This window comes from Aeromonas mytilicola subsp. aquatica (assembly GCF_044336385.1).
Classification (GTDB): Bacteria; Pseudomonadota; Gammaproteobacteria; order Enterobacterales; family Aeromonadaceae; genus Aeromonas; species Aeromonas rivipollensis.
Map to the genome: position 1 here is coordinate 969,635 of NZ_CP172298.1, position 25,823 is coordinate 995,457.

Consider the following 25,823-nt stretch of genomic DNA (forward strand, 5'->3'; position numbering starts at 1 on the left):
TGTTGTAGATCGCCCGCGGGCGGAAAAGTGCGCAATTATGTCGTACAGGCTTTCCAGTGTCATCCCGCGGGGAGGGGAGCGCAAGGGGGCGCAGGGAGAACAAGGTGGTGATTTTGCTTAAATTCCCGCTTCTCCATGTCTTAAGATGAGAGCCCGACCCAGGCTCTCCCTTCCCGAGGTGTTGTCAGTGCACAAAGCGAATCTCAACCTGTTGCCCACCCTCAAGGTGTTGCTGGAGACCCGCAACATCAGCCGGGCGGCGGAGCTGCTGCATCTGAGCCAGCCCTCCATCAGCAAGCAGCTCGGCCAGCTTCGCAGCGAGTTTGGTGACGAGCTGCTGGTGCGGGAGGGGCAGCGCTGGCTGCTGACCCCGCGGGCCGAGAGCCTGGCGACGGCGCTTGCCGATTCCCTCGGTGCCCTGGAGCGGCTCTATGCGGCGCCCGAGTTCGCCCCAGAGAGCTGCGAGCGGGTGTTCCGGCTCGCCTCCTCCGACTACGTGGCCCAGCACATACTGCCCGACATCTGTGCGGCCCTGGCCAGAGCCGCCCCCCTGGCGGCGCTGGAGTACAGCCTGTGGGACAAGCGCCAGCTGCCGCAGCTGTGGCAGTCCGAGCTGGATCTGGTCTCCACCATCACGGAGCTGGTGCCGGATCAGATCCGGGGGCTGCACCAGGGGGAGGACAGGCTGGTGATGCTGATGGGGCGCCACCACCCGCTTTCGGGCACGGCGCCCAGCCTGGATGACTACCTCGCCTGGCCCCATCTGCAGGTGAGCGGTGGTGGCGACAAGGACAGCCCGGTGGAGCAGGTGCTGGCGCCCCTGGGGCTCTCCCGCCGCTGGTTCGCCCGGGTGCCCTTCTTCCAGGCTGCGGTGGAGGTGCTGCTGCGCACCGACTGCCTGATGACCACCCCCGCCCACATCGCCTGGCAGCTCTCCCGGGAGCACGCCCTGAGTTTTTGCGATCTGCCCTTCGCCACCCGGGTGCAGCAGTATCATCTGCTGTGGCACCAGCGCCACCACCTGGATCCGGCCCACCGCTGGTTTCGCGAACTGGCCTACCCCTTCCTGCGGGATCACCTGCAGCGCACCCTGGGGGAGAGCCGCAAACAGCTGGATCTGAAGGCAGACCACCTCAGCCAGGGGTAGTCGGTTATGCCAGCCTATAGCCGTTGGCTATGGGATCTATTCATAACTTTCACTTCTGGCATAGCTGGCCACCTCCTACCCTGATCACAGTGAGATACATTCGGCTTGAGAGAAGGAAAGGGTATGGAAATGACGAGTTGGCTGGCGCTCGCCGCCATTTGCGTGATGGGGGCCATCAGTCCGGGGCCCAGCCTGGCGCTGATCATCCGCAATACGGTGCAGGGGGGACAGGGCCACGGGGTGGCCACGGCGCTCGGCCACGGCCTGGGAGTGGGGATCTACGCCCTCATCACGGCGCTGGGTCTCTCTGTGCTGATCACCCAGACCCCGCTGCTGTTTGATCTGATCCGCTACGGCGGTGCCGCCTTCCTCGCCTGGCTCGGGATCAAGGCGCTGCTGGCCAAGCCCGCCAGTGGCGACTCTGCCGACGAGACGGTGCACGCTGCCCGTGGCCGCCAGGGGGCGTTCGAGGGCTTCATGGTCGCCTTCCTGAACCCCCAGCTCGCCATCTTCTTCATCGCCCTGTTCAGCCAGTTCGTGCACGCCGATACCGGCTGGCGCGAGGGGAGCATCATGATGCTGACCGCTGGGGGCATAGACGCGCTCTGGTACGTGCTGGTGGCCCTGGTGCTCTCCCGGGGGCCTGTGCTGACCTGGCTCAAGGCCAAGTCCTTCGTGATCGACAAGATAAGCGGCCTGGTGTTGCTGGGATTGGCGCTCAAGGTGGTGATCTGAGCTCTCCCGCGGTCTGTCCATGGCTCGCCTGGCTCAAGGCCAAGTCCTTCGTGATCGACAAGATAAGCGGCCTGGTGCTGCTGGGATTGGCGCTCAAGGTGGTGATCTAGACCAGCGTCTGGTGCCAGTGTCGCCAGCGTAATCTCTCTGCTCCCTTCTCCCCTTGCGGGAGAAGGGTTGGGGATGAGGGGCGACTACATAGGCTTGTCTCGGCCCGGCGAAAGCCCCATCTCCTGCTTAGGGATGTCGACCTGTCCAATCCTGCATTCTGCGGTGATCTTAAGCGGGATCAAGGCGGGGGGCGCCGGGGCTCGCTAGAGTGACGGGCATTTCTCGTCCGCCTTCAGACCAGACCCATGCAGGATCACACCCAGACTAACCGCCTCGAGCTGCTGGCTCCGGCCAAGAACCTCGCCTATGGCATCGAAGCCATCAACCATGGCGCCGATGCCGTCTACATGGGCGGCCCCGCCTTCGGTGCCCGCAGCGCGGCAGGCAACTCCCTCGAAGATATCGAAGCGCTGGCGCGCCACGCCCACCGCTTCGGCGCCCAGGTGTTCGTCGCCTTCAACACCTTGCTGCACGACCAGGAGCTGGAGCAGGCCCTGCGCCTGACCCACCAGATCTACGAGGCCGGGGCCGATGCGCTCATAGTGCAGGACATGGGGCTGCTGGCGCTCGACCTTCCTCCCATAGCGCTCCACGCCAGCACCCAGACCGACAACCGCACGCCGGAAAAGGTGAAGTTTCTGCAGGATGTGGGCTTCTCCCAGGTGGTGCTGGCGCGCGAACTCTCGCTCGAGCAGATCCGCGAGATAAGCGCGGCGACCAATGTGCAGCTGGAGTTCTTTATCCACGGAGCCCTCTGCGTCTCCTACAGCGGCCAGTGCAACATCAGCCACGCCCGCACCGGCCGCAGCGCGAACCGCGGCGAGTGCGCCCAGCTCTGCCGGCTGCCCTGCTCCCTGCAGACCCCAGGGGGGGAGGTGCTGGTGGAGAACAGCCACCTGCTCTCCTTGAAAGACATGGATCAGAGCGCGAACCTGGAGGCGCTGATCGCCGCGGGCATCCGCTCCTTCAAGATTGAGGGGCGCCTCAAGGGGCTGGACTACGTCAAGAACGTCACCGCCTGGTATCGTCAGAAGCTGGACGCCATTCTCGAGCGCCGCCCCGATCTGGTAGCCTCCTCGGCCGGTCGCTGCTCCTACGGCTTCACACCGGATCCCAAAAAGAGCTTCAACCGGGGCAGTACCGACTACTTCCTCCATGGCCGCCAGCCGGGCATCGACTCCACCAGGAGCCCGAAATACGTGGGTGAACCCCTGGGCCGCGTCAGCAGGGTGACCCGCGACGGCATAGAGATAGACGGCAAACCCGTGAGCCTCAACAACGGCGATGGCCTCGGCTTCTTCAAGCCGGGGGGCGAGCTGGTGGGGATGCGCCTCAACAAGGTGGAAGGTAAGCAGTTACTGCTGTCGGAGCGCATGCCGGGTCTGAAGGTGGGCACCGAGATCTTCCGCAATCACGATCAGGCATTCAGCAAGTTGCTGGAGAAGCCGAGCGCGGATCGCCGGATCCGGGTCGATATGCGGCTCTCTGAGTGCGACCAAGGCGTCCGGCTCGTGCTCACCGACGAGCAGGGCATCGGCGCCACCGTCACGCTCCCCTGCGACAAGCAGCCGGCTGACAACCCGGCGCGGGCGCTGCAACAGGCGCGGGACCAGCTTGGCAAACTGGGTAACACCCTGTTTGTGGCACGCCAGATTGAGTTGGTATTCACTCACCCGCTATTCATTGCCGCATCCATGCTCAACGGTCTGCGCCGGGATGGTATTGCCGCCCTGGAGGCGGCCCGTCTGGCCGCCTACCGGCGACCCGAGCGGCGCATCCCTCTGCGCGACGCCACCTATCCCCAGCACCGGCTCTCCTACCTCGGCAACGTGCTGAACAGTGCGGCCGAGCAGTTCTTCCGCGAACACGGGGTGGGGCGCATAGCCCCCGCCTATGAGGCGAACAAGGAGCAGGGGGAAGTGGTACTGATGACAACGAAGCACTGCATCCGCTACAGCCAGCACCTCTGCCCAAAAGAGGTGCCCGGCCTCAAGGCCGAGCCGCTGGAATTGAAGATGGGTAAAGATACTTTCCGTCTGCGCTTTGACTGCCATCGCTGCGAGATGCAGGTGATGGGCAGTCTCAAGGGGTGATGGCTGCCCGTGTGGGCATAGGGCGGGAGCGAATTTGATGGCAGTATGGGGTGCTGCCTTGTCACGGATATCCCCTGGTGAGCAGCCTTCCCCAAGCCTTCTTATGCTGACAAAGGATCTGTCATGAACATCAATAACCTGCCATTTTGCACGACCCGCTGGGCCGACATAGCGCCGACCGAGCACAAGGGGGAACGCGGCGTCGCCCGCTGGCACAGCCAGCAGTTTGGGGATCTTCGGGTGCGGATGGTGGAGTACTCCCCCGGCTATCTGGCGGATCACTGGTGCAGCAAGGGCCACGTGCTGCTCTGCCTCGAGGGGGAGCTGCACACCGAGCTGCAGGATGGCCGCGTCTTCACCCTGACCGCGGGCATGAGCTATCAGGTGGCCGACAATGCCGAGCCCCATAGATCCTACACAGAACAGGGCGCCCGGCTCTTTATCGTCGACTGAGCCGCGCCCTTTCCTATTTCCCCTTATCTTCCAGGATCTTGCCCATGCTTGAGCTCAGACCCAACTGTGAATGCTGTGACCAGGATCTGCCCGCCGACACGGCGGTCGCCTATATCTGCTCCTTCGAGTGCACCTTCTGCGCCGAGTGCAACGATCAGTATCTGCACCTGACCTGCCCCAACTGCGGCGGCGAGCTGGTCAGGCGCCCGCGCCGCCCGGCGGCCAAGTTGGTGAACAACCCCGCCTCCATCAAGCGGGTCTTCAATCCGGCCCTGAAAGCGGCCTTGAGCAAGGGGCGCTAGGGCCGCCAGCCCCCTCAGGGGCCATGTCTGCCAACCGCGTCTCCTCAGGCCCTTGACCTTCTCACGGCTGATGGCGCAGCGGCGTTAGCGCCGGATTTATCCAGAACCTTGGCTCAAAGGCCTTGCAGCGCCCAGCCAGAGCGATACAGCCCCAGGCCGAACACCCCATGGGTGATGAGGCTGTGGAGTCGGGACGAAGTGGGATGCGGGAGGCGGCGATACCGGCCCCCATGCAGGGCTGCATGAGCAGGAAGGGAGCCACTACTGTGCCGATTCCCATGGCGTCATGCGGGGGCGCAGGCAGAAGCGGCGTAAACCAGGGGCCCCCGCCGCTGAGCCCTGCTCGGGAGGTCTATAGGCCCGTGTTCAGCACTCGATCCCTTCGAGTTTCAGCAATGCCTGCTTGATGGGCAGGCCCCCCGCATAGCCGGTCAGGCTGCCGCTTTGGCCGATCACGCGATGGCAGGGCACTATGATCGACAGCGGGTTGCGACCGTTCGCAGCCCCGACGGCGCGGCTCGCACTCGGCTTGCCGATGGCGCGGGCTATGTCGCCGTAGCTGCGGGTCTCGCCATAGGGGATGTCGCACAGCGCCAGCCACACCGCTTGCTGAAACGCCGTGCCCCGCGCCGCGAGCGGCAGCGTGAAGCGTTGCAACCGGCCCGCGAAGTAGTCTCGAAACTCGACGAGGAAGGGGGCGAGCGCCTCGCCGTCCTGCCGCCAGTCGCTCATGTCGGGCAGTGGCCGCAGCCCTGCCACAAAGTCCACGTGCACCAGACCGCGCTCATCGATGGCGACCAGCAGATCGCCGCAGCGGGTGGGTAGAATATCGTAGCGGATCATGGGGTTGTCTCCTTGGGGTCGTTGTCTGGGTGCTCCCGGGCCGGGTCTGTCAGCAGCGCGGGCTGCTCACTCATGGCGTGCCACAGCCAGCTCGCGGCGTAGGCGCGCCACGGCTGCCAGGAGGCACTTCGCGCCTCCACCTCTTTTACGGGCAGCTTGGTGCCGCCGCCGAGCGCCTTTTGCAGTACGAGATCCGAGGCGGGGAAGGCGTCCGTGTCCAGCCCGCAGCGCAGCCGCCAGTAAGCGACCGTCCAGGGGCCTATGCCCGGCAGCGCGAGCAGTTGCTCGTCACTCGCGCTGCCCAGGGTGAGGGCGCCGCACGCGAGCGCCGAGGCCAGCCCCTGCAGCGTGCGGATGCGACTGCCCGGCATGCCGATGCCGTCCAGATCCAGCTCGCACAGCTGGGCAGACGTGGGCAGTTGTGCCACCCCGAACTGCGCCAGGGTGCGCGACACCAGGCGCCCCATGATGGTGATGGCGCCCTTGACCGACACCTGCTGGCCGACGATGGCGCGCAGCATCACCTCGTATTCGTCCCAGCCCCCAGGCAGCCGCACCCCGGGCCAGCGCCCCTGTATCCGCGCCAGCAGCGGATCCTGCCCCAGCAGTTCGCCGATGCGCCCCATGTCCGCGTCCAGATCCCACATGCGGCGCACGCGATACAGTATGTCCGGCAGCGCACTCGGCGGCAGATCCTGCACCGTCAGCCTGAGCCTCTCCCCCTCGAGGGGCTCGATGCGAACTAGCCCCTCCAGCTCGCCGACCCTGTGGCGGCGCTCGTAACCGTGCTCATCCACCCGCTCCAGCCCCGGAATGGCGCGCAGCCGGTAGAACGCGAGCATGGCCCGGGCATCGAATGGCGGGCGATATTGCAGGTGCAGTTGCAGGCTCGTCTGCGGCGTCTCGGCTGGCGCACCGCCCTCCCGTTTGCGCAAGGCGCCCGGCGTCAGCCCGTAGGCCTGTTGCCAGGCGTCGTTGAAGCGGCGAATGCTCGCGAAGCCAGACGCGAACGCGACGTCCGTGATGGGCAGATGTGTCTCCGTCAGCAGCCGCTTCGCGAGCAGCAGGCGGCGCGTCTGCTCCACCTGTTTTGGCGAGGCGCCGAGGTGTTGCTCGAACTGGCGCCGCAGCGTGCGCTCAGTGATCCCGGCCTGCGCCGCGAGCGCGCCCAGGCTGCTTTCCCCGAGTTCACCGCGCTCTATGCGCGCCAGCACCTGGGCGACCAGGGGCGGCAGATCCCCGCTCTGGGACGGTGCCAGCTCGGGGCGACAGCGCAGGCAGGGGCGCAGCCCGTGCTGCTCCGCCGCCGCCGCGAAGCGAAAATATTGCACATTGTGCTCGTGAGGCGCCCGCGCAGGGCAGATGGGGCGGCAATAGATGCCGGTGGACAGCACCCCGGTGAAGAAGCGGCCGTCGAAACGTGCGTCTCGTGCGAGCCGCGCGGCATGGCACTGCTCGCGGGTGAGGCCTGGGATGATCTCGTCCTGGGGCGATGAGACGGGGGGCGCTGTGTTCATTACATGACTCGGCTGAGGGGGTGCATGTCCCAGAGACTAAGCGGGTGCAAGGGGAGTGACTAGCCAAAAACGGACAGGGATAGCAAAAAAAGTCGGGCGCTCGGGGAGGGGATGAGAGGGCGCAGCGCTGGGCCGCGCCCCGGGAGCGGTTATTTCAGGTAGCGCTGTTCCAGGTGCTTGCGCAGCCACTGCGGATTGAGTGCCTCGCCGGTCGCGCGGCGAATGAGCTCGTCCGTGCCGTGCAGGCTGCCCTGGGACCAGATGTGGCGGCCGAGCCAGCCAAAGATCTCCGGCAGGCGACCCGCTTCGATGAGCTGGCCCATGTCGCCGAGTTCACGCTCCAGCGCGAAGCGCAGCTGCGCCGCGTACATGGCGCCGAGCGTGTAACTCGGGAAGTAGCCAAACGAGCCGTCCGTCCAGTGAATGTCCTGCATGCAGCCATTCTGGTAGTTGCCCTGGGTGGACAGCCCGAGCCACTGCTGCATCTTGCCGTCCCACAGCGCGGGGATGTCCGCGACCTCGATGCGCCCCTCGATGAGATCGCGCTCCAGCTCGTAGCGCAGTATGACGTGCGCCGGGTAGGTCACCTCGTCCGCATCGACGCGGATGAAGCCGGGCTCGACCCTGTTGTACAGCTTCTCGAGGTTCGCCGGTGCGAGTGCGGCCTGCTCGCCGAAGTGCGCGCGGATGCGCGGCGCTATCTGCGAAAGGAACGCGGGCGCATGGCCGAGCTGCATCTCGCAGAACAGGCTCTGGCTCTCGTGAATGCCCATGGATCGCGCCTCGGCGACCGGCTGACCGAGCAGATGGCGCGGCAGCCCCTGCTCGTAGCGTGCGTGGCCCGTCTCGTGGACTATGCCCATCAGGCTGGAGACGAATTCGTCCTCGTTGTAGCGCGTGGTGATGCGCACGTCCGTCGGCACGCCGCCGCAGAACGGGTGGCTGCTCACGTCGAGCCGGCCGTGGGCAAAATCAAAGCCGAGCAGCCCCATTACCTCCTGGCCGAGCGCCTGCTGGGTCGCGATCGGGAAAGGACCCTGCGGGATCAAAATGGTGTCGCGTTTTTGCTGCTCGCTCACCTGCTGGATGAGGCCGGGCAGCCAGCTCGTCAGATCGCCGAAGATCTGATCCAGTCTCTCGCTCGTCATGCCGGGCTCGTACAGCGCCAGCATGGCGTCATAGGGGCGCACCCCGAGCGCCTCGGCGCGAAGCCGTGCCACCTCCCGCGACAGGCGCACCACCTCCTCGAGGTTAGGGGCAAAGCCTGCCCAGTCGTTCTCCTTGCGCTGGCGGCGCCAGGCGTGCTCGCACTTGCTGCCGGCCAAGGAGAGCGCCTCCACCAGCTCGCCTGGCAGCAGGCTCGCATCCTGCCAGTGGCGCTTGATCTCCGCGAGGTTGGCGCGCTGGATCGCGTCCAGCGGTTCGCTCTCGGCCTTGGCAATCCAGTCGCCCAGCTCGGGGGCGGTGCGCTTGCCGTGGATCAGCACGCCGAGCTCCGCCATCGCCTCGGCGCGGGCCTCGTTGCCCCCCTCCGGCATCATGGCGGCCTGATCCCAGCCGCAGATGGCGGACAGGTGGGAGAGGCGGTGCAGTTGTTGCTGATGTTGTTCGAGTTTCTGGTATGACATGGGATTGTCCTTGTTATCGTCCCTGATGGTATGCACCCCGTACCTGGCATGATCGGGGCAGCCCGATGCTAGCACTCTGCCGCGGGTGGGGGCCACCCTCAGGCGGTCAGCCGAGGCGCTTCTGGTGACGTTCGCGGTTCTCGGTCTTCTTGCGCTCGCTCTTTCGCAGCAGCACATAGAGCGCGCCGCTGCCGCCGTGGCGACGCTCGGCACTGTGGATGGCCATCACCGCGGGCAGTTGCGGCAACCAGGCGCTGACATGGCTCTTGAGCAGGGCGCGCGGGGTGCTGCGCTCCCCCTTGCCGTGCAGGATCAGCAGGCAGCGGATGTCCCGCACCTCGCACTCCGCAATGAACTGCACCAGGGCGGTTCGCGCCTCCTTGATGGTCTTGTGGTGCAGGTCGAGGGAGCCTTGCAGCTCGTACTTGCCGAGCCGCAGCTTCTTGTAGACCCCCTCCTGCACGCCGTCGCGCTTGAAGCCGACGATGTCGTGGGGGTCCAGCATGGGGACAGCCTCCATGCTGAGGTGATCCAGGGTGAGCTGTTCGGCGGTGGCGGCATGGCGGCGCGCGAGTTGCGCCTCGGTCGGCAGGCTGTTGCCCGCGCCGGGGGCTATGTGGTCGCTGCGCAGCGGCCGCACATCGGCCACTTCCTGCAGGAACAGTGAGAGTTCGTCGTCATGAGACACGGCAGGCTCCCCGCATGAGAATGAGGGGGCATTATAGCGGGCCTGGCCTGTGCTTAGAATGGCGGGGGCGCGGCGGGCTCAGGGGCCCGCACCTGGTGTCGCCGTCGGGTTATTGACCCTCTTTCGGCGGCTCGGCGTGCATCACCTTGTAGATGAAATAGACCGCATAGGCGCTGATCAGCAGGAAGGTGCCGATAATCACCAGCATGGACATCAACCCCACGCTGTTGCCGAACATCAGGTTCATCCAGAATTCCATCTCGTTCACTCCTGTCATTGCGCGATGACAGGCATGATAGATACCTCTTTGGGTGGGATGAGATGATCTCGATCAAGTCCCTTCGTGGTTAGTTAATCGGCAACCCATTCTGTGAGCGACCTCGCACCCGGCGCCCCGCACGGCGGCAGGGCGCCGGTCTGGCGGCCTTAGTCTGCCGCTGCGGGCTCGGTGAGCGGCGTGATGCGCCAGCCTTGTTGCTCCAGCAGGGCGAGCAGCCCCTGCTCGCCGTAAAGGTGCAAAGCCCCTACCACGATAAAGCTCTCGTTTGGCAGGCCGGGCCACTTCTTGACCCAGTTGCGGTTGCGTTCCGCCAGCAGGGTCTGCTCCAGCCAGGCTTGCAGCTTGGGCGGCGCCATCTCCTCTTTGAGCAGGTTGATCAGGGTGGCCTGATCCCCGTTCTGCCAGGCCGCCATGACCTCGGTGAACCCCTTCTCGAGCTCCGGCAGCTCATCCAGGGTGCTCTCCAGCATCAGGGTCTGGTTGTCACCGACGCTCGCCAGATAGCCGAGCTGCTCCAGCAGGGTTTCCAGCCCGACTATGGGTTTGCCGCCGTCGTTTGCCCGCTTGGCGAAGTGCTGATCCACCCCGAATTCACCGCGATAGCCGGTACGCTCCAGCGCCGCCTGGGTCAGGGTGATGGCGGCAAACCAGGGGCGCAGCGGCGCCAGCATGGCCTCGGTCAGGCCGTTCTGGCCGGCGGCGATCAGGGTGCGTCGGTAGAGATCCATGGGCAGGTGATCCTTGAGGGTCTTGCCATCCACCAGCCGGGTGATGGCCCCCATCTCCTGCCACTGCGCCTGGCTGATGTGGGTCATGTCGACCTCCATCACCAGGGCGCGACTCTGCTGCCAGGCGCGCTCGACGGGTTCGGGCAGGGGGTAGAGCGAGGGCTTGCCCGCATGGATGGACCCCAGCAACCAGTGCTGCTCATTGCCCTTGCTGATGCGATAGAAGGCCGGATCGGCAAAGGCGTTCAGCGGCAGCAGCAGCCAAAGCAGTAAGGAAAGCAGCGTGCGATGGAATCTCATGAGGCACCTTATGTGAGCGGGATGAGTGCTCTATGATAAGTCCTCATTTGTCACAGCCAAGAGGTTTCCCATGCCCCACCTTCGCTTTCGGGCAGTTTCTGTCGACACCCTGCAGCAGATAAGCACGCCCCTGCTGGCGGATCTCTGCGCCCTGACTGGCGGCAAGCCGGAGTTCGTCACCCTGGAGTGTGTCGACAGCATCCAGGTGAGAAACGGCGAGCGAGAAGCCGGTTTCCCCTTCGTGGAGCTGGTCTGGTTCGAGCGTCCGCAGGAGGTGCAGGATGCCGCCGCTGCCCTCATCACCCGCCACCTCAAGGCGGTGCTGGGGGAGCAGACCTATGTGGTGGTGCAGGTGCTGCCCATCGTCAAGAGCGCCTACTACAGCAACGGCCAGCACTATTGATTAGATGCTGGCGCTCGGGCGGGGATCAGTCCCCGCCGTGGATCACACCGACTTGCCGAGGATCCGGTCAAGCCAGCGGCTCGGCAACAGGCGGCGCAATATGCTGAACAGCCTGGTGGGCAGGGTGACAGGGTAGCGGTGCTTGGGACGCTTGCTCTGCAGCGCGTGCAGCAGCGGCGGTATGCAGGCCTCGCTCGGCAGGGTGAAGCCGCTGGTGGAGCCCTCTTTCTCCAGCCGGGTCAGGGTCTGGCGATAGGCGCCCTGATGGCGGCTCTGGGCCGGATCTATGTGGCGCACGAAGGCGTCACGGGCATTGGCGCGAAACCGGGTGTCGATGGGGCCTGGCTCTATCAGGCTGATGTGCACGCCGCTGCCCTCGAGCTCGAGGCGCAGGGTGTCGGTGTAGCCTTCCAGTGCGAACTTGCTGGCGTTGTAGGCGCCGCGATACTTCATGGCCACCAGGCCAAGCACAGAGCTGTTCTGGACTATCCGCCCCTCGCCCACGGCCAGCATGGCCGGCAGCACCTGACGAATGAGATGGTGCCAGCCAAACAGATTGGTGTTGAACTGCGCCTTGAGCGCCTCCGTCGGCAAGTCTTCCAGCGCGCCGGGTTGGCCATAGGCGCCGTTGTTGAATAGCCCGTACAGACGTCCCCCGGCCAGCGCCAGCGCCTCTGCCGCCCCCCGCTCTATGCTGGCGGTGTCCGCCAGATCCAGCTGCACAGCCAAGAGACCCTGCTGTTGCAACTGGGCGACATCCTCGACCTTGCGGGCGGAGGCGATCACGGTGAAGCCGTGGGCGCCGAGCGCCTTGGCGGCGGCGAGGCCGATGCCGCTGGAGCAGCCGGTGATAAGCACGAAGGGGTGGGGCATGAAGATCATCCTGATTGGCGGCCAGCACAGGGCCGAAGTGGGCATGGTAGCCCGAGCGCCACCAAAAACAAAACCGGGCCACGTGGCCCGGTTTTCGGTCAGAACAGATGCCTGATTACATGATGGTGAACGGCATGATGATGTGGAACTTGACGTCATGCTCGGAGCTGAACATGTTCGGGTAGTACCAGCTGCCCTTGTCGTCCTGCTCGTTGTTGTAATCGGTGTAGTGCAGCTTGAACAGAGTGCCCTTCAGCTTGCCATCCTGCACCGTGTACATGACGTCGAAGTTGACGGCCCACTCTTTGCCCGGCTCCAGGGTGCCGTCGCCATTGTTGGCATCCCAACCGTAGGCACCGGAGACACCAGCGGCCCAGCCCGGAGCACCGACCAGATCATCCAGGGTACGAGTGGTACCGAAGAAGACGGCCTTCTCTTCGTTGTGGTTCCAGTCTGAGCGGGAATCCCACCAGATCTCGTTCGCACCCTGGGAGTTGCCGTAGCCACGGGTCAGACGGGGCAGGTAGTTGCCCAGATCCCCTTCGGCCTTGGTGTACATACCTTCCAGGCGGAAGGAGTAGGGACCGGCTGCCCAGCTTGCGGTCAGGGCTTGTTGCCATGCCAGACCGTCATAGTCTTCGTTCTCGGTGTCGGAACCGTAGAACTGGTAGCTGGTGTTCAGGCCACCCAGCACGTCAAACTTGTGAGCCAGCTTGAAGTGGTAGCTGTCCATGTAGCCTTCGGCCTGACCGAAGCCACCTGTGATGGCGGTGCCATCTTCGAAGGTGTAACGGGCTGCCAGACCGTGGATGTAGTCGATCTTGTTCGCATCGGTGAAGGGATCGCTGGCATAGGGGCTGCTCTTGGAGAAGCCGGCGGTGTTCTTGAACCAGGGCGCCTTGTACTCATCGGCGATGGCGTAGGTCAGGTAGAGGCCACCGAAGTTGCCCTCGATCTGGCCACCACGGTAGGTACCGGGTTGATAGGACCAGTTGACGCCTATGATGCCGGGTACATACAGCTGGGTGTAACCACCCTTGGCGGTGACAGAGTCACCGAACTTGAGCTTCAGGGCGGCGGTGGAGAGGCTGAAGCCATTCTCGGGAACACCGTCACCACCTGAACCCCACTGGTCGCCCCAGAAGGAGAATTCGTTCTCTTCGTTGACGCCGTTGCTCTCGTCAACAGCCAGGTCATAGGCACCAAAGCCGCCGACATCCAGCCCGACCATGCCCCAGGCATAACCGGAGTTGTAGTTCAGGGCCGCCTGGGTGGTGGCATGGCTCAGGTTGGAGTGGTATTTGCCATCCTGACCCGGACCGGCCTGGACGCGATCACGCTCACGCTGGAAGTAGAACAGGCCGCCTGTCAGCTTGCCTTCGTCGATGAAGGCTTCATAGGACTTGCCATATTCCGGGCTCATCATGTCTTGAGCCGCGGATGCCATGCCGGGGGCGAGCAGCGCCGCAACCACGGCGGCACTCAAAGAGGCGCGCTTGAAGATCACTTTTTCCATTTGTTATTGCTCCTGATTTTATGGACTTAGCTTTTTTTTCCGGCAGTCAGGCAGAGGCCCGCCGCTCGGTATTGGCATTGCAATCAACACCCCGCAGGGCAAAAAGAAACTGTTCTGTGTTGTGCCCGTCTGCCCGGACGCCTTGGCGCATCACTGAAGGGCAATCTGCATCTTTACAGTCATTATTTTTTAGGTCTCGATCCTTGGCGATCTGACACCACCAAGAGTACGTTCGCGGTGCGAAATATCAACCGGAAGTTCCCGCCAAGTTTCAAAAATATGACCGAGTGCAAAGAATCATGATTCTTGGTGTGGGCACTCTCAGCCCGCTCATGTCGGTAATGAGAGCGTTTTCAGGTGGTTTTTTCCGTTTAGCTGGGGGGATCTTGGCGCGGAAGCAGAACTTTCTTTGTTAACCCGATGGCAACATATAATTTTGTGTCACAAAAAAAGATATCCGCCCTACCGGGGCTGCGCCCTCTGGCCGGGCGGCGTCGAGCCGACTCCATGGCAGGGGGTCACCGCATCCGGCAGGGCAGCGCGGGGGCGGACTTGAATGAGGGCATATGAAGGGGTTGGCCCGGCGCAAACAGGGACGCCGGGCCTGATGAGGAGCGGGTGACTCAGGCCTGGCTCAGGATCCGGGGGATCTGCTGGGCCTGGTGGTGGATGTGCTCCGACACTTGCACAGAGAGGCGGCTGCCCTGGCGGGCGTGCTGGCTGATGCGGCCGATGAGGGCGGCGAAGCTGGCCAGCCTGTGCTCCTGGCTCCTGGCGTTGTCGGCCCCCTGCAGGGCGATGACGGCAGTGCTGCGCGCCATCTCCCGCACCGTCTGGGTGGTCTGGCGCAGCTGTTCGGCCTGCTGGCGCTGCCCGGCGGCTTCTGTCGTGATGCGGGTCAGCACTGTGGCGAGCTGATCCCCCGCCTGGGTGAGGCTGGACAGGATCTCGGTGATCTGGCCGAGGGAGCGCTGGGTGTCGGCTGAGAGGTGGCGCACCTCGTCGGCCACTACCGCGAAGCCGCGTCCCTGCTCACCGGCGCGAGCCGCCTCGATGGCGGCGTTGAGCGCCAGCAGGTTGGTCTGCTGGGAGATGTGGCCGATGACATCGACGATGGCGGTCACATCCTCCACCGAGCGGGTCAGCTGGGCCAGGGCGCCGCTGCTCTCGTCGATGGCGAGGCCGGTCTGGGCGGTGGCTGCCAGCATGCCCCCCACCAGCAGCTCGCTCTGGCTCATGGAGTGCTCGTTGTGCTGGGCGTGCTCCGCTATCTCGGCGGCGACCTGGTGTACCTCGCTGGCGAGCTGATTGAGCTCCTGCATCATGGTGTCGCTCTCATCCACCGCCTGCTCTGTGGTGCGGGTGCTGTGATGGATCTCCTGCACCTGCGCCACCATCTCCTGCAGGCTGGAGGAGACGCTCGAGAGCTGGCCCGCCTTCTGTTGCTGATCCTGCTGCAGGCGCTGGATCAGGCGGTTGTAGCTCGCGACTATGTCGGCCAGCTCGTTGCGTTCGCGCCCCGTTGCCAGCAACTGGGCCTGACCTGTGGCATCGAGCTGCAAGAAGGCGGCCCGCAGTCGCAGCAGCGGCCTGACCAGCCAGCGGCGCTGCACCAGGGCAAACAGCAGGGCGACCACCACCAGGCAGAGCGCCAGGGAGCCGAGTATGGTGGCGAGCTCCCGGTTCATGGTCTGGCGGGCGGCGGCGAGCCGCTCCCCCAGCTGCTCACCGGCCTGCAGCAGCTGCGTGATGTCCTGCTGCACCATCTGGCGCGCCAGCTGCTGCTGTTGCAACGCCTTGCGGCTGCTCTCCAGCTCCTGGGGATAGCGTTTGAGCAGTGAGACCAGCTCGGCTTTGGGCTGCTCACCCAGCTCCTTGCGCACCGGCTCTCCCAGGGTGAACTCATCGGCGGCGGCCTCTTCGAAGAGATTCAGGCTCGGCAGGGCCGCCAGCGCGTCCGCCTGTTTTTGCAGGGCGGTGAGCTCGAACTGCAGCCCTTCAAGGCGCTTGGCGCTGGCCTGCTCCATGTAGTTCTGACGCTGATGGGCGAGGGCGGGCAGGGTCGCCAGTATGTCGGCGGCCCCCTGGCGATAGGCCTCGGCGCTGGCCGGATCCTGATCTGCCCCCTGCTGGCCGTAACGCAGCAGCGCCCGGGCCTGGGTGGTCAGCTCGTTCTCGGCGTTTTGCAGCAGCCATTGGCTGTTGCCGGAGAGTTTGCCCGCCGCCAGATAGTCCCCCTCGATGCGCGCCCCCATCTGCTCGAGCTGGGCGTGCAGCGGACCGGCTTGCTGCCCGTCCAGTTGCGCCAGCAGCGCGAGCGCCTGCTGACGCACACCCTGGGCCTCGGCCAGGCGCAGGGGATCGCCGCTGCCAAGGTAGTCGCGAAGGGCCCCCTGCAGGGGGCCGCTCAGTTGTTGTTGCAGGCGCTCCTGCTGGCGTTGGGCCTGTTCGGCCCGATTGAACTGCTGCCAGCCGTGAAACAGGGCGGCGGCCTGAACGCCGGCCACCAGCAGCAGTACCAGAGAGGAGAGGGAGGCATAATGGGCAATTTTCACATCTGAGTCCTGCTTGAAGCACGCAATGGGCGTGAGCTTAAGCAGGGGAGATGGCGTTTTTATGACAGCGGTTGCGCCGCTTTGTGGCTCCCGGGCGTCTTCACCAGCAAACCGAGCAGGGCACCGCCCATGATGAGGGCCCCCGCCAGCAGGTGGCGCGGGGTGAGCTGCTCACCGTTGAGCCAGACCAGCAGCAGGGTGCTCAGCAAGGGGGTGAGGTAGGCCAGGGCCCCGATGCGGCGCGGATCCCCGTCCCGCAGCGCCAGATACCAGGTGACGAAGGCGGCCCCCATGGGACCAAGGGCCAGTCCGGCGATGAGCAGCCAGTCCCCCTGGGGGATACGGGCGAGGGGCAGCGGTCCCTCCAGCCCCCAGGCGAGCAGCAGGGCCAGGAGCCCCGCGGGCAGGCAGGCGGCCGCGGTGACAACGGCGGGGGCGGGGGGCAGGCGGCGGGAGAGCACTGAATAGGCGCCCCAGACGATGGCGGCGCCGAGCGCCAGCAGATAGCCCGGCAGATGGGCCTGCTGCAGTTGCAGCTTGCCATCGACCATCACCAGCACAGAGCCGGCGAGGCCCAGGGCCCCGGCCAGCAGATGATGCAGGCGCAAGGGGTGGCCCGGCAGCAGCAATGGGGTGAACAAGATGATGCACAGGGGCCAGAGGTAGTTGATGAGGTTCGCCTCCAGCACGGGGGCGTGGCGAAAGCTCATGAACAGCAGCAGGTGATAGAGCAGCAGGGCTGTGATGGTCACCAGCCAGGTGACGGGCCTTGCCCGCCACTGGCGCCAGAACGGCAGTGTGCCCGCGCCGCAGAAGAAGAGCACCAGCCCTACCAGCACCAGGGGCGAGACGCTGGTGATCCGGGAGGTGAGGGCCGCGAGCGAGGCCCACAGCAAGATGGTGAGCAACGCAAAACCGGTGGACTTGTCCCACCAGGAAGAAGCAGACATCCAACACTCCTTTGCAAGATGAATAAAAAAAGAGGGCCAGTCTAGCAGACTGGCCCTCGTCACACAGCGTTGCCGTGCCGCCGTTATGACTCCCGGCTCGGCACTACGCTGGCCGCCGGGGTCAGGGACTGGCCCCTGACGTACCAGACGATGAGCGCCAGCACCAGCAGCGGCAGGACGGGGTCGAACCAGGTGCCGCCGGAGCCGAACACCAGGTTCAGCAGGGCGACGCCGGTGCCGCCTATGGCCCAGGCTATGGTGGTGGGGATGGACCAGACGATCATCTGCTGCTTGACGTCCGAGATCCCCATCATGCGGTTGACCACCCAGAACAGGCTGTCGTTGAAGTAGCCGAAGAAGAGCGACCCCATGGTGGCAGCCTGGGCGGCCAGCAACATGTTGACCCCGGGGATCTGCGCCAGTATGGGGGCGGAGATGGAGGCCGCCGTCACCATGGCCACTGTGCCGGATCCCTGGATGAGGCGCACCAGGGTCGCCACTATGAAGGGGATCAGTATGGGGGAGATGGGCAGCTGGGCTATCTGTTCGGCGAGCTGCTGGCCCGCGCCGCTGTCGCGCAGCACGGCACCCAGGGCGCCGCCGGCCCCTGTCACCAGCAGTATGATGCCGGCCGATTGCAGCCCCTCTTCCAGCCGGGCGGCGGTGGCGTGTCTGTCCATGTGCGGCACTAGCGTATAGACAGCCAGCAGCACGCTGATGGCGAGCGCTATGATGGGGGTGCCGATGAAGTTGACGCCCTGCACCAGGGGGTTCTCCATCAGGCCGCCCATCCCCTCCAGGGTGGCGAGGGTGGTGAAGATGGCCTTGACGAAGATCAGCACTATGGGCACCAGGATCGGCAGCAGCGACAGGGTCAGGCTCGGCAGACTCTTGCCCTCCTTCTCCTTGATGTACTGCTCGTAGGTGGACTGCAGCTCATCCGGGGTCTGGGCGGCCTTGGCGCCGAACTCGGGGTACTTCTTGTCGAGCCACTGGGCGTAGAAGACGATGCCGAGCACGCAGGGGATGGCCAGGGCCATGCCCATCAGCAGCATGGCGCCTATGTCCACGCCGAACAGACCGGCGACGCCGAGGGGCCCCGGGGTCGGCGGCACCGTGTGGTGGGTCACCACCAGGCCTCCCGCCAGGGCGACCCCCAGGGTCAGGATGGAGCGCTTGCCGCTTTTTGCCAGCGCCTTGGCCACCGGATAGAGGATGACGAAGGCGGAATCCACGAAGATGGGGATGCTGACGATGTAGCCGGTGATGGCCAGGGCCCACTCTTCACGGCGCTTGCCGAGCCACTTGATGAAGCTGTAGGCGATCTGCTCTGCGGCCCCCGACACCTCCAGCAGGCGGCCCATCATGACCCCGAGGCCGATGACGATGCCGATGCTGCCGAGGGTGGAGCCAAAGCCCTGGGTGATGACGGTGAGGGTCTTGTCTATGGTCATGCCGCCAGTGATGCCTGCGATGCAGGCCGCCGCCAGCATGGCGATAAGGGCGTGCACCCGGGTGCGGACCACCAGGAATACCAGTACGAAGACGGCGATGACAAGGCCGATGATGGGGGTAGGGATGTCGCTCATGATGCCTCCTGCATGTCATGGGTGATGAAACTGTCGATGATGTCGGCAAAGGTCCTGTCTGCCACGAAGCCGAGGGCGCTGGCGCGCTGGTTGTCGATGCGCCCCGGCCAGCTCGCGACTATGCGCTCGACGGCCGGATCGGCGGCAAACTGCACCCGCTCGCGGGCGCTCGCGCCTCCCGTCAGGGTGAGGGTCTCCAGCATCTCGCCGACGGTGACGCTGATGCCGGGCAGGTTGACGCTGCGCCAGTCGCCGGTGGCGGGGAGTCTGGCCGCCAGCAGGAAGTTCGCGACTACGGTGGCGGGGCTCGAGAGCCAGAGGCGCAGATCCGGGCTCACCGGGCAGATGGCGTTCTCACCCTGCAGCGGCTCGCGGATGATGCTGCTGACGAACGACGAGGCGGCGCGGTTCGGTTTGCCCGGCCGCACGCAGATGGTGGGTAGGCGCAGCACCAGACCATCCACATAGCCCTTGCGGCTGTAGTCGTTGACCAAAAGCTCCCCCATGGCCTTCTGGGCGCCATAGGAGGAGGTCGGGGTCAGCGCGGTGCCGTCGTCCACCAGGGCGGGCAGGGAGCCGCCGTAGACGGCCAGCGAGCTGGTGAAGATGAAACGGATGCCGGGTCTGGTGTGGCGGCAGGCCTCCAGCAGGGTGCGGGTGGTGTCCAGGTTGACCTTCCAGCCGAGATCGAAGTCCTGCTCCGCATGGCTGCTGACGATGGCCGCCAGGTGGTAGACCACGGCGGTCCGCTCGGTGATCAGGGACTCGGCGACCCCGGCCTCGGTGAGGTCGGCCTGAAGGCAACGTACCCTGGGGTCCGCCATGGGGGCCTGCGGCTGCTGTATGTCCACCAGCAGCAGCTCGGTGAAGGGTTGTGTGCTCTGCAGCAGGGCCCGGGCCAGTTTCTGGCCCAGGAAGCCACCGCCGCCGGTGATGATGATCTGCATCTCGTTATCCTCAGACTCGTTCATGTGTAGGGTGTCGTCGTTGTTATTGTTGTGTGAGCCAGCCCAGCCCTTCCCGGGTGCCGGCTCTGGGGTTGTATTCGCAGCCTATCCAGTCGTGGTAGCCCGCCTGCGCCAGTGCCTTGAACAGGTGGGGGTAGGCAAGCTCCCCCTCGTCCGGCTCGTGGCGATCCGGTACCGAGGCTATCTGGACGTGGCCTATGGCCGGGCCCAGCTTGCCGATGAGGCGAGTGAGATCTCCGTCCATGATCTGGGCGTGGTAGAGGTCGAGCTGCACCCCCACGTTGGGCCTGTCTATCTGCTGCACCAGGGCCAGGGCGTCGAGCTGGTGGGCCAGGAAGTAGCCGGGCACATCCCTATCGTTGAGGGGCTCCAGCAGCACCCGGATGCCATCCGCTGCCAGGTAATCGGCGGCGAAGCGGATGTTGTCCACCAGGGTCTGACGGTGGGCCTCCATGCTGTGTGCCGGGTCGACTATGCCGCTCATGGCGTGCACCTTGGTGCAGCCGAGCGCCAGGGCGTAGTCCCGCACGCATGGCAGGTGGGCGCGAAACTCTGCTTCCCGCCCCGGGATGGCGGCCATGCCGCGCTCCCCCGCGCCCCAGTTGCCCGGCGGCATGTTGAACAGGGCCTGAGAGAGGCCGTGCTCGCGCAAGCGGCGGCCCAGCTCGGCGGCCGGCCACTCGTAGGGGAAGAGGAACTCCACCGCTTTGAAGCCTGCCTCGCGGGCGGCGGCGAAGCGCTCCAGGAATGGCAGCTCGGTAAACAGCATGGTGAGATTGGCGGCAAACTTGCTCATGGTTTCATCCTCCTCAATTCATCAATTTCGGGTTCGCTCAGGTAGCGGATGGACTGGCCATGGAGCATCAGCGCCAGGCGCGCCGTCTCCTCCAGCTCCTCCATGTTGTTGACCGCATCCACCAGATCCTTGCCCGTCACCACGGGGCCGTGGTTGGCCAGCAGGAAGGCGTTGCCTTCGGGGGCGCGGCGCCCCAGCTCCTCGGCGATGCGGGCATCCCCCGGCTTGTAGTAGGGGATGAGCGGCAACTGGCCGACCCGCATCACGTAGTAGGGGGTGAAGGGGCGGATGACGTTGGTCGGATCCAGCCCCTCCAGGCAGGAGAGGGCGGTCAGGTGGGTGCAGTGCAGGTGCACCACGGCCCGGCAGTCCGGATTGTTGTGGTAGATGGCGAGGTGGAAGGCCACCTCCTTGGAGGGGCGATCGCCCCCCAGGTGCTCCCCCTGCAGGTTGACATGAGAGAGCCTGTCAGCGCTCAGACGCCCCAGGCAGGAGCCGGTGGGGGTGGCGATCAGGGTGCCGTCCGGCAGCAGGGCGGAGAGGTTGCCGGCGCCCCCGGTGGCATAACCGCGCTGGAAGAGGGAGGCTCCCAGCATCACCATGGTGTCGCGCAGTGCCTGTTCAGTCATGGAAGTACTCCTGAGCCTTGTCGAAGAAGTCGTCGCTCCCGAAATTGCCGGATTTGAGGGCCAGCGACAGGGGGGCGTCGATGGCCCGCACCCAGGGCACACCGGGGGCGATCTGCGGGCCTATGTGGAACGCCTTGACGCCGAGGGCCTGGGTGACCCGGCTCGAGGTCTCGCCACCGGCGATGATGAAGCCGTCCACCCCGGCGCCTTGCAGCAGTTGGGCGAGGCGGGCAAAGCAGTGCTCCACGGCGTCGCTGGCCGCCTGCTGGCCGTGGCTCTCCTGAATGCGGGCCAGCTCCCCCGGGCTGGTGGTGGCGTAGACCAGCGGCGCCGGGGTGAGGGGCTGGGCCAGTACCCACTGGGCCAGCTCGGCCGGGTAGTCGGCATCCTCGAGGCAGCGTGCCACGTCCAGCGCAAGCGCAGGGGCGTGCTGGCGATAGCGGGCCACCTGGCGGTTGGTCATCTCGGAGCAGGAGCCCGACAGCACCACGGCGCGCGAACCTCTGGGCCAACCCGCCTCGCGGGCACCCTGCAGATCACCGCTCCCAAGCTGGCGGGCCAGACCGATGGCGAGGCCGGAGCCGCCGGTCACCAGGGGCAGGTGGAGGGCGGCGGTGGCGATGTCCAGCAGGTGCTGCTCGGTCAGGGTGTCGACCACGGCGTAGCGCACGCCGTCCTCTGCCAGCTGCTCAAAGGCTCCTGCAATGGCGGCGGCCCCCTTGTCTATGGTGGCAAACGGCACCAGACCGGCGCGGCCTTGCGCCTGCCCCTCCATCAGCCGCAGCAGGTTGCTGTCCTGCATGGGGGTGATGGGGTGGTGTCGCATGCCGGACTCGGCGAGCGGCAGGGCCCCCACGAAGAGATTGCCCTGATAGACGGTGCGCCCGTTGACCGGCAGGGCCGGGCAGATCAGGGTGAAGTCCTGGCCGAGCGCCGCCAGCAGGGCGTCGGTCACCGGCCCTATGTTGCCTGCCGCCGTGCTGTCGAAGGTGGAGCAGTACTTCTGGTAGATGCGCGGGCAGCCGCGGGCCTGGAGCCAGGCCAGGGCCGCCAGGGAGTCGCGCACCGCTTCGCCCGCCGGGCAGGAGCGGCTCTTGAGACTGATCACCACGGCGTCGACCTGGGGCAGATCGCCGTCGTGCTGCGGCACGCCGGAGAGTTGCAGGGTGGAGAGGCCGTTCTCCACCAAGAAGCCGGCGATATCGGTGGCGCCGGTGAAGTCGTCTGCGATGACACCGAGTTTCATGGCCGCTCCTCCTGACCCGGTAGGGTGATGCCGGAGAACGTCTTGATGACGGCGCTGTCATCTTCCTGGCCGTGCCCCGCGTTGCTGGCGCTGAGGAACATGTTGAGGGCGGTGCTCGCGAGCGGCAGCGGGAAGCGCAGCGCCTTGGCGGTGTCCGCCACCAGGGTGAGATCCTTGACGAAGATGTCCACCGCGGAGCGGGCCTGGTAGTCGCCGGTCAGTACCCGGGGCATGCGGTTTTCAAACATCCAGGAGTTGCCGGCGGCATGGGTGACCACGTCATACATGAGATCCAGCGGCACGCCGGCCTTGCTGGCGAGCGCCATGGCCTCGGCGGCAACCGCTATGTGCACCCCGGCCAGCAGCTGGTGGATGATCTTGACCGTGCTGCCCTGGCCCGGCTCGCTGCCGACGCGGTAGAGCTTGCCGGCCACCGCATCCAGCACAGGGGCCAGCTTGTCGAAGGCGGCGTCTGCGCCTGCGGCCATCACTGTCATCTCCCCCGCGTCGGCCTTGATGGCGCCACCGGAGATGGGGGCATCCAGCATCGGCAGCCCGAGCTGTGCCAGCTCGGCGGCCAGGGAACTCGCCTCCTCGGCCGCTATGGTGGAAGAGACCATGATGGCGGTGCCCGGTTTGAGGTGGCGGGCCAACCCCTCGTCGCCGAGCAGGATGCGGCGCACCTGGGTGGCGTTGACTACCAGCAGCAGCACGGCGTCCAGGGTCTCGGCCAGGGGGCGGGCATCGGCCATGACGGCGGCGGCACCGGCCTGTTGCAGCTGGTTGCGGGCCTGCTCGCTGAGATCTATGCCGTAGGTGGTGAGCCCGGCCCGCAGGCAGGAGCGGGCGGCGCCCATGCCCATGGCGCCAAGGCCGATGACGGCGACATGATAGGAAGTGCTCATCTCGTGATTCCTCGATAACGACTGATGAGCCGATAGTAGAGGCTTGTGGCGGTGAAATATCAGGCAGGCATCACAAAAAATAACTTAAGTGGTGTTAATTTTTGTTATTTAAGCAGGTTGAGATTCTTTTGAATCAACTTTTGATGCTTTTTATGTGAATAAATGTGATTTGTGAGCCCCTTCGAGGTTATTTATCATTTTTTACCAGATCACTGGGGTAGAATGGCGCCTCTTTTCCCCGAGGGGCGAGCCAAGATGATTCCCGTAGAGCGACAGCAACGTATCCTGCAACTGCTGGCAGAGCGCGGCGTGGTCAGCATAGTGGAGCTGACCGAGTGGTTGCAGGTCTCCCACATGACCATCAGACGCGACATCCAGAAACTGGAGGAGCAGGGGCGGGTGCTCTCCGTCTCGGGTGGGGTCAGTCTCTCCCAGCGGATCAAGAGCGAGCCTTCCCACGCCACCAAGCGCAGCCTGATGCAGGGGGCCAAGCTGGCCATAGCCCGGCTGGCCGCCGACCAGGTGGCCGAGGGCAGCACAGTCTACCTGGACGCCGGCACCACCTCCCTGGAGCTGGCCCGGGAGCTGGCGCTGCGGGAAGATCTGATGATAGTGACCAACGACTTCATGGTCTGTGCCTACCTCATCGAGCACGGCCGTTGCCGCCTCTATCACACCGGTGGCCAGGTCATTCGCGAGAACCAGTCCTGCGCCGGGGAGGCCACAGCCCACTTCCTGCGCAACCTGCACCTGGACGTTGCCTTCCTGTCCGCCTCCTCCTGGGACGGGCAGGGGATCTCGACCCCGAGCGAGCAGAAGGTGCCGGTGAAGCGGGCCGTGGTGGAGTCGGCGGCGAGCCGCATCCTCATCTGCGACTCGTCCAAATATGGCAAGGTCGGCACCTTCAACGTGGTGGGCTGGGATGCGATCGATCAGGTGATCACCGACGAGCAGTTGCCACAGAGCGCCCGTGAGGCGCTGGCCCAGCACGGGGTCAGGGTGACCATGGCACCGCTGGCCAGTCTGGCGTCCGGCGTCGAGTGACTGTGCCAGCCTGAGGTTGTCACTCTTTGCCGGCCTGAGGCTCGCTCGTCAGGTTGGCGGATCCCTGGATCACCTCGCCCGCCTTCTCTATGTCCCGTCCCACCCCGTGTATGGTGTTGCAGCCCAGCAACCAGAGGCTGGCACAGAGCACCAGCAGGGTTCGATTCATGTTCATGCTTCCTCCTCGCCGGCGCCTGGTCCGGGGCCGGCCTCAATGTCATGGGGTCAGTTTGAGCAGGCGCCCCTTGCCTGAGTCCGTCAGCAGATAGAGGGCGCCATCCGTGCCTTCCCGTATGGTACGGATCCGCTCCCCCAGATCGGTCAGCAGCCGCTCCTCCGAGATGATCTTGTCCCCCGCGAGGCGAAGGCGCAGCAAGGCCTGACCGCGCAGGGCACCGACCAGCAGATCTCCCTGCCACTCTTTGAACAGCTCCCCTTGGTAGAAGTGCATGCCCGAGGGGGCTATGGAGGGCACCCAGATCCAGAGCGGCGGCGTCATGCCGGGTGCGCTCTGGCCCACGCCAATCTTGCCACCCCCGTACTCCTCGCCGAAGGTCACGACCGGCCAGCCGTAGTTGTGCCCTGGCAGTATGAGGTTGACCTCGTCCCCGCCCTGGGGGCCGTGCTCGTGGGCCCAGAATTGCTGGCTAACCGGGCGCAGGGCGGCGCCCTGCATGTTGCGATGGCCCAGGCTCCAGATCTCCGGCAGGGCCCCCGCCGTCTTGACGAAGGGGTTGTCGGCGGGCACCCGGCCATCCTTGTGCAGGCGCACCGTCTTGCCGAGGTGGTTGTCCAGCGTTTGGGCCCGCGCCCGCTCGCTGTAACGATCCCCCAGGGTGATGAAGAGATAGCCGTCATCGGTCAGCACCAGACGCGACCCGAAATGGGCGCCGCCGGCCACCTTGGGCTCTTGGCGAAACAGCAGTTGCCAGTCGATGAGGGTCTCCTTTTGCAGTCGGGCCCGGGCCACGGCGGTACCGGCCCCGCCGTCGCCGGGTTCGCTGTAGCTGAGGTAGAGCCAGCCCTCGTCGTCCAGGGCGAGATCGAGCAGGCCCCCCTGACCTTGATTGGCGATGGGGGGCAGACCCGAGATGAGATGGCGCTCGCCCCCGGCGTCGATGCGCAGCAGGCGGCCCGGGCGCTCGCCAATCAGATAGCCACCTTCCGGTAGCAGGGCCAGCCCCCAGGGATGGTTGAGCCCCTCCACCAGGGGGGTCAGTGTCAGCGCCCGGAGCGGGCTCACCAGGCAGATCAGCAGCAGTACAAGCAGTCGCAACAAGGGGGATCTCCTCTTGGAAATGGGGAAGGCCGGCGGCTCAACGTCGCTGAAGTATAGGGGGTTGCCAACAGGCCAAGAGAGATGGCCCTGTCTGCGGGCCTTCCCTGCCGCGACGCTCAAGGCATTCAGCCCGACGCAAGGCGGTGCGCGTACACTTGATGGTGTGAAGAGACATGGTCCGCACGCCCAGGCGGGCGGCCATGGTCATAGGTTGGCAGCGGTCTCTTGAGCGCCGGTGCAGCATC

26 protein-coding genes are annotated in these 25,823 nt (G+C 65.5%); 7 read left to right on the plus strand and 19 right to left on the minus strand.

Annotated elements, in window-relative coordinates:
- Positions 1-187 precede the first annotated feature (187 nt).
- The 5 genes from ACFWHB_RS04705 (at position 188) to ACFWHB_RS04725 (ending at position 4,841) form a co-directional block, all read left to right on the plus strand.
- Entirely contained in the window at positions 188-1,147 is a 960-nt protein-coding gene (locus ACFWHB_RS04705) for a LysR family transcriptional regulator (RefSeq protein WP_395949558.1), read from the plus strand.
- A 123-nt stretch (positions 1,148-1,270) separates the two neighbouring features.
- Positions 1,271-1,882, plus strand: coding sequence for a LysE family translocator (locus tag ACFWHB_RS04710; protein WP_168235684.1), 612 nt, complete (start codon positions 1,271-1,273; stop codon positions 1,880-1,882).
- A 356-nt stretch (positions 1,883-2,238) separates the two neighbouring features.
- On the plus strand, positions 2,239-4,086 hold the full coding sequence (locus ACFWHB_RS04715) for a peptidase U32 family protein (protein ID WP_395949559.1): 1,848 nt from the start codon (positions 2,239-2,241) through the stop codon (positions 4,084-4,086).
- Between the two features lie 123 nt (positions 4,087-4,209).
- Positions 4,210-4,539 carry a DHCW motif cupin fold protein gene (locus tag ACFWHB_RS04720; protein ID WP_168235682.1) on the plus strand — a complete coding sequence of 110 codons (330 nt, stop codon included), beginning with the start codon at positions 4,210-4,212 and terminating at the stop codon, positions 4,537-4,539.
- 44 nt (positions 4,540-4,583) lie between these two features.
- Entirely contained in the window at positions 4,584-4,841 is a 258-nt protein-coding gene (locus ACFWHB_RS04725; RefSeq protein ID WP_168235681.1) for a DUF1272 domain-containing protein, read from the plus strand.
- A gap of 61 nt (positions 4,842-4,902) precedes the next feature.
- Here the strand turns inward: ACFWHB_RS04725 and ACFWHB_RS04730 are convergent, their stop codons facing one another.
- The 7 genes from ACFWHB_RS04730 to ACFWHB_RS04760 all read right to left on the minus strand — a co-directional run bounded on the left by ACFWHB_RS04730 (position 4,903) and on the right by ACFWHB_RS04760 (position 10,825).
- Complete coding sequence (locus tag ACFWHB_RS04730) at positions 4,903-5,121, minus strand: DUF2938 family protein (protein ID WP_210428238.1); 219 nt, start codon at positions 5,119-5,121, stop codon at positions 4,903-4,905.
- Between the two features lie 86 nt (positions 5,122-5,207).
- Positions 5,208-5,684 carry a methylated-DNA--[protein]-cysteine S-methyltransferase gene (locus ACFWHB_RS04735; RefSeq protein ID WP_395949560.1) on the minus strand — a complete coding sequence of 159 codons (477 nt, stop codon included), beginning with the start codon at positions 5,682-5,684 and terminating at the stop codon, positions 5,208-5,210.
- Entirely contained in the window at positions 5,681-7,201 is a 1,521-nt protein-coding gene (locus ACFWHB_RS04740) for a DNA-3-methyladenine glycosylase 2 family protein (RefSeq protein ID WP_395949561.1), read from the minus strand. Before ACFWHB_RS04740 ends, ACFWHB_RS04735 begins: the two co-directional genes overlap by 4 nt.
- Positions 7,202-7,350: 149 nt before the next feature.
- Positions 7,351-8,829: a carboxypeptidase M32 gene (locus ACFWHB_RS04745; RefSeq protein WP_395949562.1), complete on the minus strand. Its 1,479-nt coding sequence runs from the start codon at positions 8,827-8,829 to the stop codon at positions 7,351-7,353.
- A 106-nt stretch (positions 8,830-8,935) separates the two neighbouring features.
- The gene (smrA, locus tag ACFWHB_RS04750) at positions 8,936-9,517 is read right to left on the minus strand and encodes a DNA endonuclease SmrA (protein ID WP_395949564.1); all 582 of its coding nucleotides are present in this window, start codon (positions 9,515-9,517) and stop codon (positions 8,936-8,938) included.
- A 109-nt stretch (positions 9,518-9,626) separates the two neighbouring features.
- Positions 9,627-9,776 carry a DUF3149 domain-containing protein gene (locus tag ACFWHB_RS04755; RefSeq protein WP_081805766.1) on the minus strand — a complete coding sequence of 50 codons (150 nt, stop codon included), beginning with the start codon at positions 9,774-9,776 and terminating at the stop codon, positions 9,627-9,629.
- A 167-nt stretch (positions 9,777-9,943) separates the two neighbouring features.
- Positions 9,944-10,825 carry a TraB/GumN family protein gene (locus ACFWHB_RS04760; protein WP_395949565.1) on the minus strand — a complete coding sequence of 294 codons (882 nt, stop codon included), beginning with the start codon at positions 10,823-10,825 and terminating at the stop codon, positions 9,944-9,946.
- A gap of 70 nt (positions 10,826-10,895) precedes the next feature.
- On the opposite strand from ACFWHB_RS04760, the gene ACFWHB_RS04765 reads away from it, so the two are divergent.
- Positions 10,896-11,228 (plus strand): DUF1904 family protein, encoded by a 333-nt coding sequence (locus ACFWHB_RS04765; protein ID WP_163137155.1) that lies wholly within the window; start codon positions 10,896-10,898, stop codon positions 11,226-11,228.
- Positions 11,229-11,270: 42 nt separating this feature from the next.
- On the opposite strand, the gene ACFWHB_RS04770 is transcribed toward ACFWHB_RS04765, so the two are convergent.
- The 10 genes from ACFWHB_RS04770 to ltnD all read right to left on the minus strand — a co-directional run bounded on the left by ACFWHB_RS04770 (position 11,271) and on the right by ltnD (position 23,255).
- Positions 11,271-12,101 carry an SDR family oxidoreductase gene (locus tag ACFWHB_RS04770; protein WP_106885998.1) on the minus strand — a complete coding sequence of 277 codons (831 nt, stop codon included), beginning with the start codon at positions 12,099-12,101 and terminating at the stop codon, positions 11,271-11,273.
- A 115-nt stretch (positions 12,102-12,216) separates the two neighbouring features.
- Entirely contained in the window at positions 12,217-13,617 is a 1,401-nt protein-coding gene (locus tag ACFWHB_RS04775) for an OprD family outer membrane porin (protein ID WP_106885999.1), read from the minus strand.
- 623 nt (positions 13,618-14,240) lie between these two features.
- Complete coding sequence (locus ACFWHB_RS04780; protein WP_395949567.1) at positions 14,241-16,172, minus strand: methyl-accepting chemotaxis protein; 1,932 nt, start codon at positions 16,170-16,172, stop codon at positions 14,241-14,243.
- A gap of 59 nt (positions 16,173-16,231) precedes the next feature.
- On the minus strand, positions 16,232-17,122 hold the full coding sequence (locus ACFWHB_RS04785; RefSeq protein ID WP_163148758.1) for a DMT family transporter: 891 nt from the start codon (positions 17,120-17,122) through the stop codon (positions 16,232-16,234).
- Positions 17,123-17,205: 83 nt separating this feature from the next.
- Positions 17,206-18,711, minus strand: coding sequence for a GntP family permease (locus ACFWHB_RS04790; protein ID WP_163156899.1), 1,506 nt, complete (start codon positions 18,709-18,711; stop codon positions 17,206-17,208).
- A complete protein-coding gene (gene denD, locus ACFWHB_RS04795; RefSeq protein WP_395949569.1) occupies positions 18,708-19,658 on the minus strand; it encodes a D-erythronate dehydrogenase in 951 nt (316 codons plus the stop codon). Before denD ends, ACFWHB_RS04790 begins: the two co-directional genes overlap by 4 nt.
- Before the next feature lie 43 nt (positions 19,659-19,701).
- Positions 19,702-20,475: a 2-oxo-tetronate isomerase gene (gene otnI, locus ACFWHB_RS04800; RefSeq protein WP_395949570.1), complete on the minus strand. Its 774-nt coding sequence runs from the start codon at positions 20,473-20,475 to the stop codon at positions 19,702-19,704.
- Positions 20,472-21,104, minus strand: coding sequence for a 3-oxo-tetronate 4-phosphate decarboxylase (locus ACFWHB_RS04805; RefSeq protein ID WP_395949571.1), 633 nt, complete (start codon positions 21,102-21,104; stop codon positions 20,472-20,474). The genes otnI and ACFWHB_RS04805 overlap by 4 nt, the downstream gene beginning before the upstream one ends.
- Positions 21,097-22,350 (minus strand): 3-oxo-tetronate kinase, encoded by a 1,254-nt coding sequence (gene otnK, locus ACFWHB_RS04810; RefSeq protein WP_395949572.1) that lies wholly within the window; start codon positions 22,348-22,350, stop codon positions 21,097-21,099. Before otnK ends, ACFWHB_RS04805 begins: the two co-directional genes overlap by 8 nt.
- On the minus strand, positions 22,347-23,255 hold the full coding sequence (gene ltnD / locus ACFWHB_RS04815; RefSeq protein ID WP_395949573.1) for an L-threonate dehydrogenase: 909 nt from the start codon (positions 23,253-23,255) through the stop codon (positions 22,347-22,349). Before ltnD ends, otnK begins: the two co-directional genes overlap by 4 nt.
- Positions 23,256-23,510: 255 nt before the next feature.
- On the opposite strand from ltnD, the gene ACFWHB_RS04820 reads away from it, so the two are divergent.
- Positions 23,511-24,299, plus strand: coding sequence for a DeoR/GlpR family DNA-binding transcription regulator (locus ACFWHB_RS04820; protein WP_106886006.1), 789 nt, complete (start codon positions 23,511-23,513; stop codon positions 24,297-24,299).
- Between the two features lie 19 nt (positions 24,300-24,318).
- Here the strand turns inward: ACFWHB_RS04820 and ACFWHB_RS04825 are convergent, their stop codons facing one another.
- Together ACFWHB_RS04825 and ACFWHB_RS04830 are read right to left on the minus strand one after the other, a co-directional pair.
- Positions 24,319-24,474 (minus strand): entericidin A/B family lipoprotein, encoded by a 156-nt coding sequence (locus ACFWHB_RS04825; protein ID WP_106886007.1) that lies wholly within the window; start codon positions 24,472-24,474, stop codon positions 24,319-24,321.
- Positions 24,475-24,516: 42 nt separating this feature from the next.
- A complete protein-coding gene (locus ACFWHB_RS04830) occupies positions 24,517-25,578 on the minus strand; it encodes a PQQ-dependent sugar dehydrogenase (RefSeq protein WP_395949574.1) in 1,062 nt (353 codons plus the stop codon).
- Between the last annotated feature and the right edge of the window lie 245 nt (positions 25,579-25,823).

Excerpts from the sequence above, each read along its gene's own strand:
- ACFWHB_RS04720 (WP_168235682.1), top strand. The coding sequence starts at position 4,210 with ATGAACATCAATAACCTGCCATTTTGCACGACCCGCTGGGCCGACATA.
- ACFWHB_RS04740 (WP_395949561.1), bottom strand. The coding sequence starts at position 7,201 with ATGAACACAGCGCCCCCCGTCTCATCGCCCCAGGACGAGATCATCCCA.
- ACFWHB_RS04790 (WP_163156899.1), bottom strand. The coding sequence starts at position 18,711 with ATGAGCGACATCCCTACCCCCATCATCGGCCTTGTCATCGCCGTCTTC.
- ACFWHB_RS04710 (WP_168235684.1), top strand. The coding sequence starts at position 1,271 with ATGGAAATGACGAGTTGGCTGGCGCTCGCCGCCATTTGCGTGATGGGG.
- ACFWHB_RS04825 (WP_106886007.1), bottom strand. The coding sequence starts at position 24,474 with ATGAACATGAATCGAACCCTGCTGGTGCTCTGTGCCAGCCTCTGGTTG.
- ACFWHB_RS04820 (WP_106886006.1), top strand. The coding sequence starts at position 23,511 with ATGATTCCCGTAGAGCGACAGCAACGTATCCTGCAACTGCTGGCAGAG.
- otnK (WP_395949572.1), bottom strand. The coding sequence starts at position 22,350 with ATGAAACTCGGTGTCATCGCAGACGACTTCACCGGCGCCACCGATATC.
- ACFWHB_RS04755 (WP_081805766.1), bottom strand. The coding sequence starts at position 9,776 with ATGGAATTCTGGATGAACCTGATGTTCGGCAACAGCGTGGGGTTGATG.
- ACFWHB_RS04745 (WP_395949562.1), bottom strand. The coding sequence starts at position 8,829 with ATGTCATACCAGAAACTCGAACAACATCAGCAACAACTGCACCGCCTC.
- ACFWHB_RS04765 (WP_163137155.1), top strand. The coding sequence starts at position 10,896 with ATGCCCCACCTTCGCTTTCGGGCAGTTTCTGTCGACACCCTGCAGCAG.
- ACFWHB_RS04725 (WP_168235681.1), top strand. The coding sequence starts at position 4,584 with ATGCTTGAGCTCAGACCCAACTGTGAATGCTGTGACCAGGATCTGCCC.
- ACFWHB_RS04715 (WP_395949559.1), top strand. The coding sequence starts at position 2,239 with ATGCAGGATCACACCCAGACTAACCGCCTCGAGCTGCTGGCTCCGGCC.
- otnI (WP_395949570.1), bottom strand. The coding sequence starts at position 20,475 with ATGAGCAAGTTTGCCGCCAATCTCACCATGCTGTTTACCGAGCTGCCA.
- ACFWHB_RS04735 (WP_395949560.1), bottom strand. The coding sequence starts at position 5,684 with ATGATCCGCTACGATATTCTACCCACCCGCTGCGGCGATCTGCTGGTC.
- ACFWHB_RS04770 (WP_106885998.1), bottom strand. The coding sequence starts at position 12,101 with ATGCCCCACCCCTTCGTGCTTATCACCGGCTGCTCCAGCGGCATCGGC.
- ACFWHB_RS04760 (WP_395949565.1), bottom strand. The coding sequence starts at position 10,825 with ATGAGATTCCATCGCACGCTGCTTTCCTTACTGCTTTGGCTGCTGCTG.
- ACFWHB_RS04785 (WP_163148758.1), bottom strand. The coding sequence starts at position 17,122 with ATGTCTGCTTCTTCCTGGTGGGACAAGTCCACCGGTTTTGCGTTGCTC.
- ltnD (WP_395949573.1), bottom strand. The coding sequence starts at position 23,255 with ATGAGCACTTCCTATCATGTCGCCGTCATCGGCCTTGGCGCCATGGGC.
- denD (WP_395949569.1), bottom strand. The coding sequence starts at position 19,658 with ATGCAGATCATCATCACCGGCGGCGGTGGCTTCCTGGGCCAGAAACTG.
- ACFWHB_RS04730 (WP_210428238.1), bottom strand. The coding sequence starts at position 5,121 with ATGGGAATCGGCACAGTAGTGGCTCCCTTCCTGCTCATGCAGCCCTGC.
- ACFWHB_RS04775 (WP_106885999.1), bottom strand. The coding sequence starts at position 13,617 with ATGGAAAAAGTGATCTTCAAGCGCGCCTCTTTGAGTGCCGCCGTGGTT.
- ACFWHB_RS04805 (WP_395949571.1), bottom strand. The coding sequence starts at position 21,104 with ATGACTGAACAGGCACTGCGCGACACCATGGTGATGCTGGGAGCCTCC.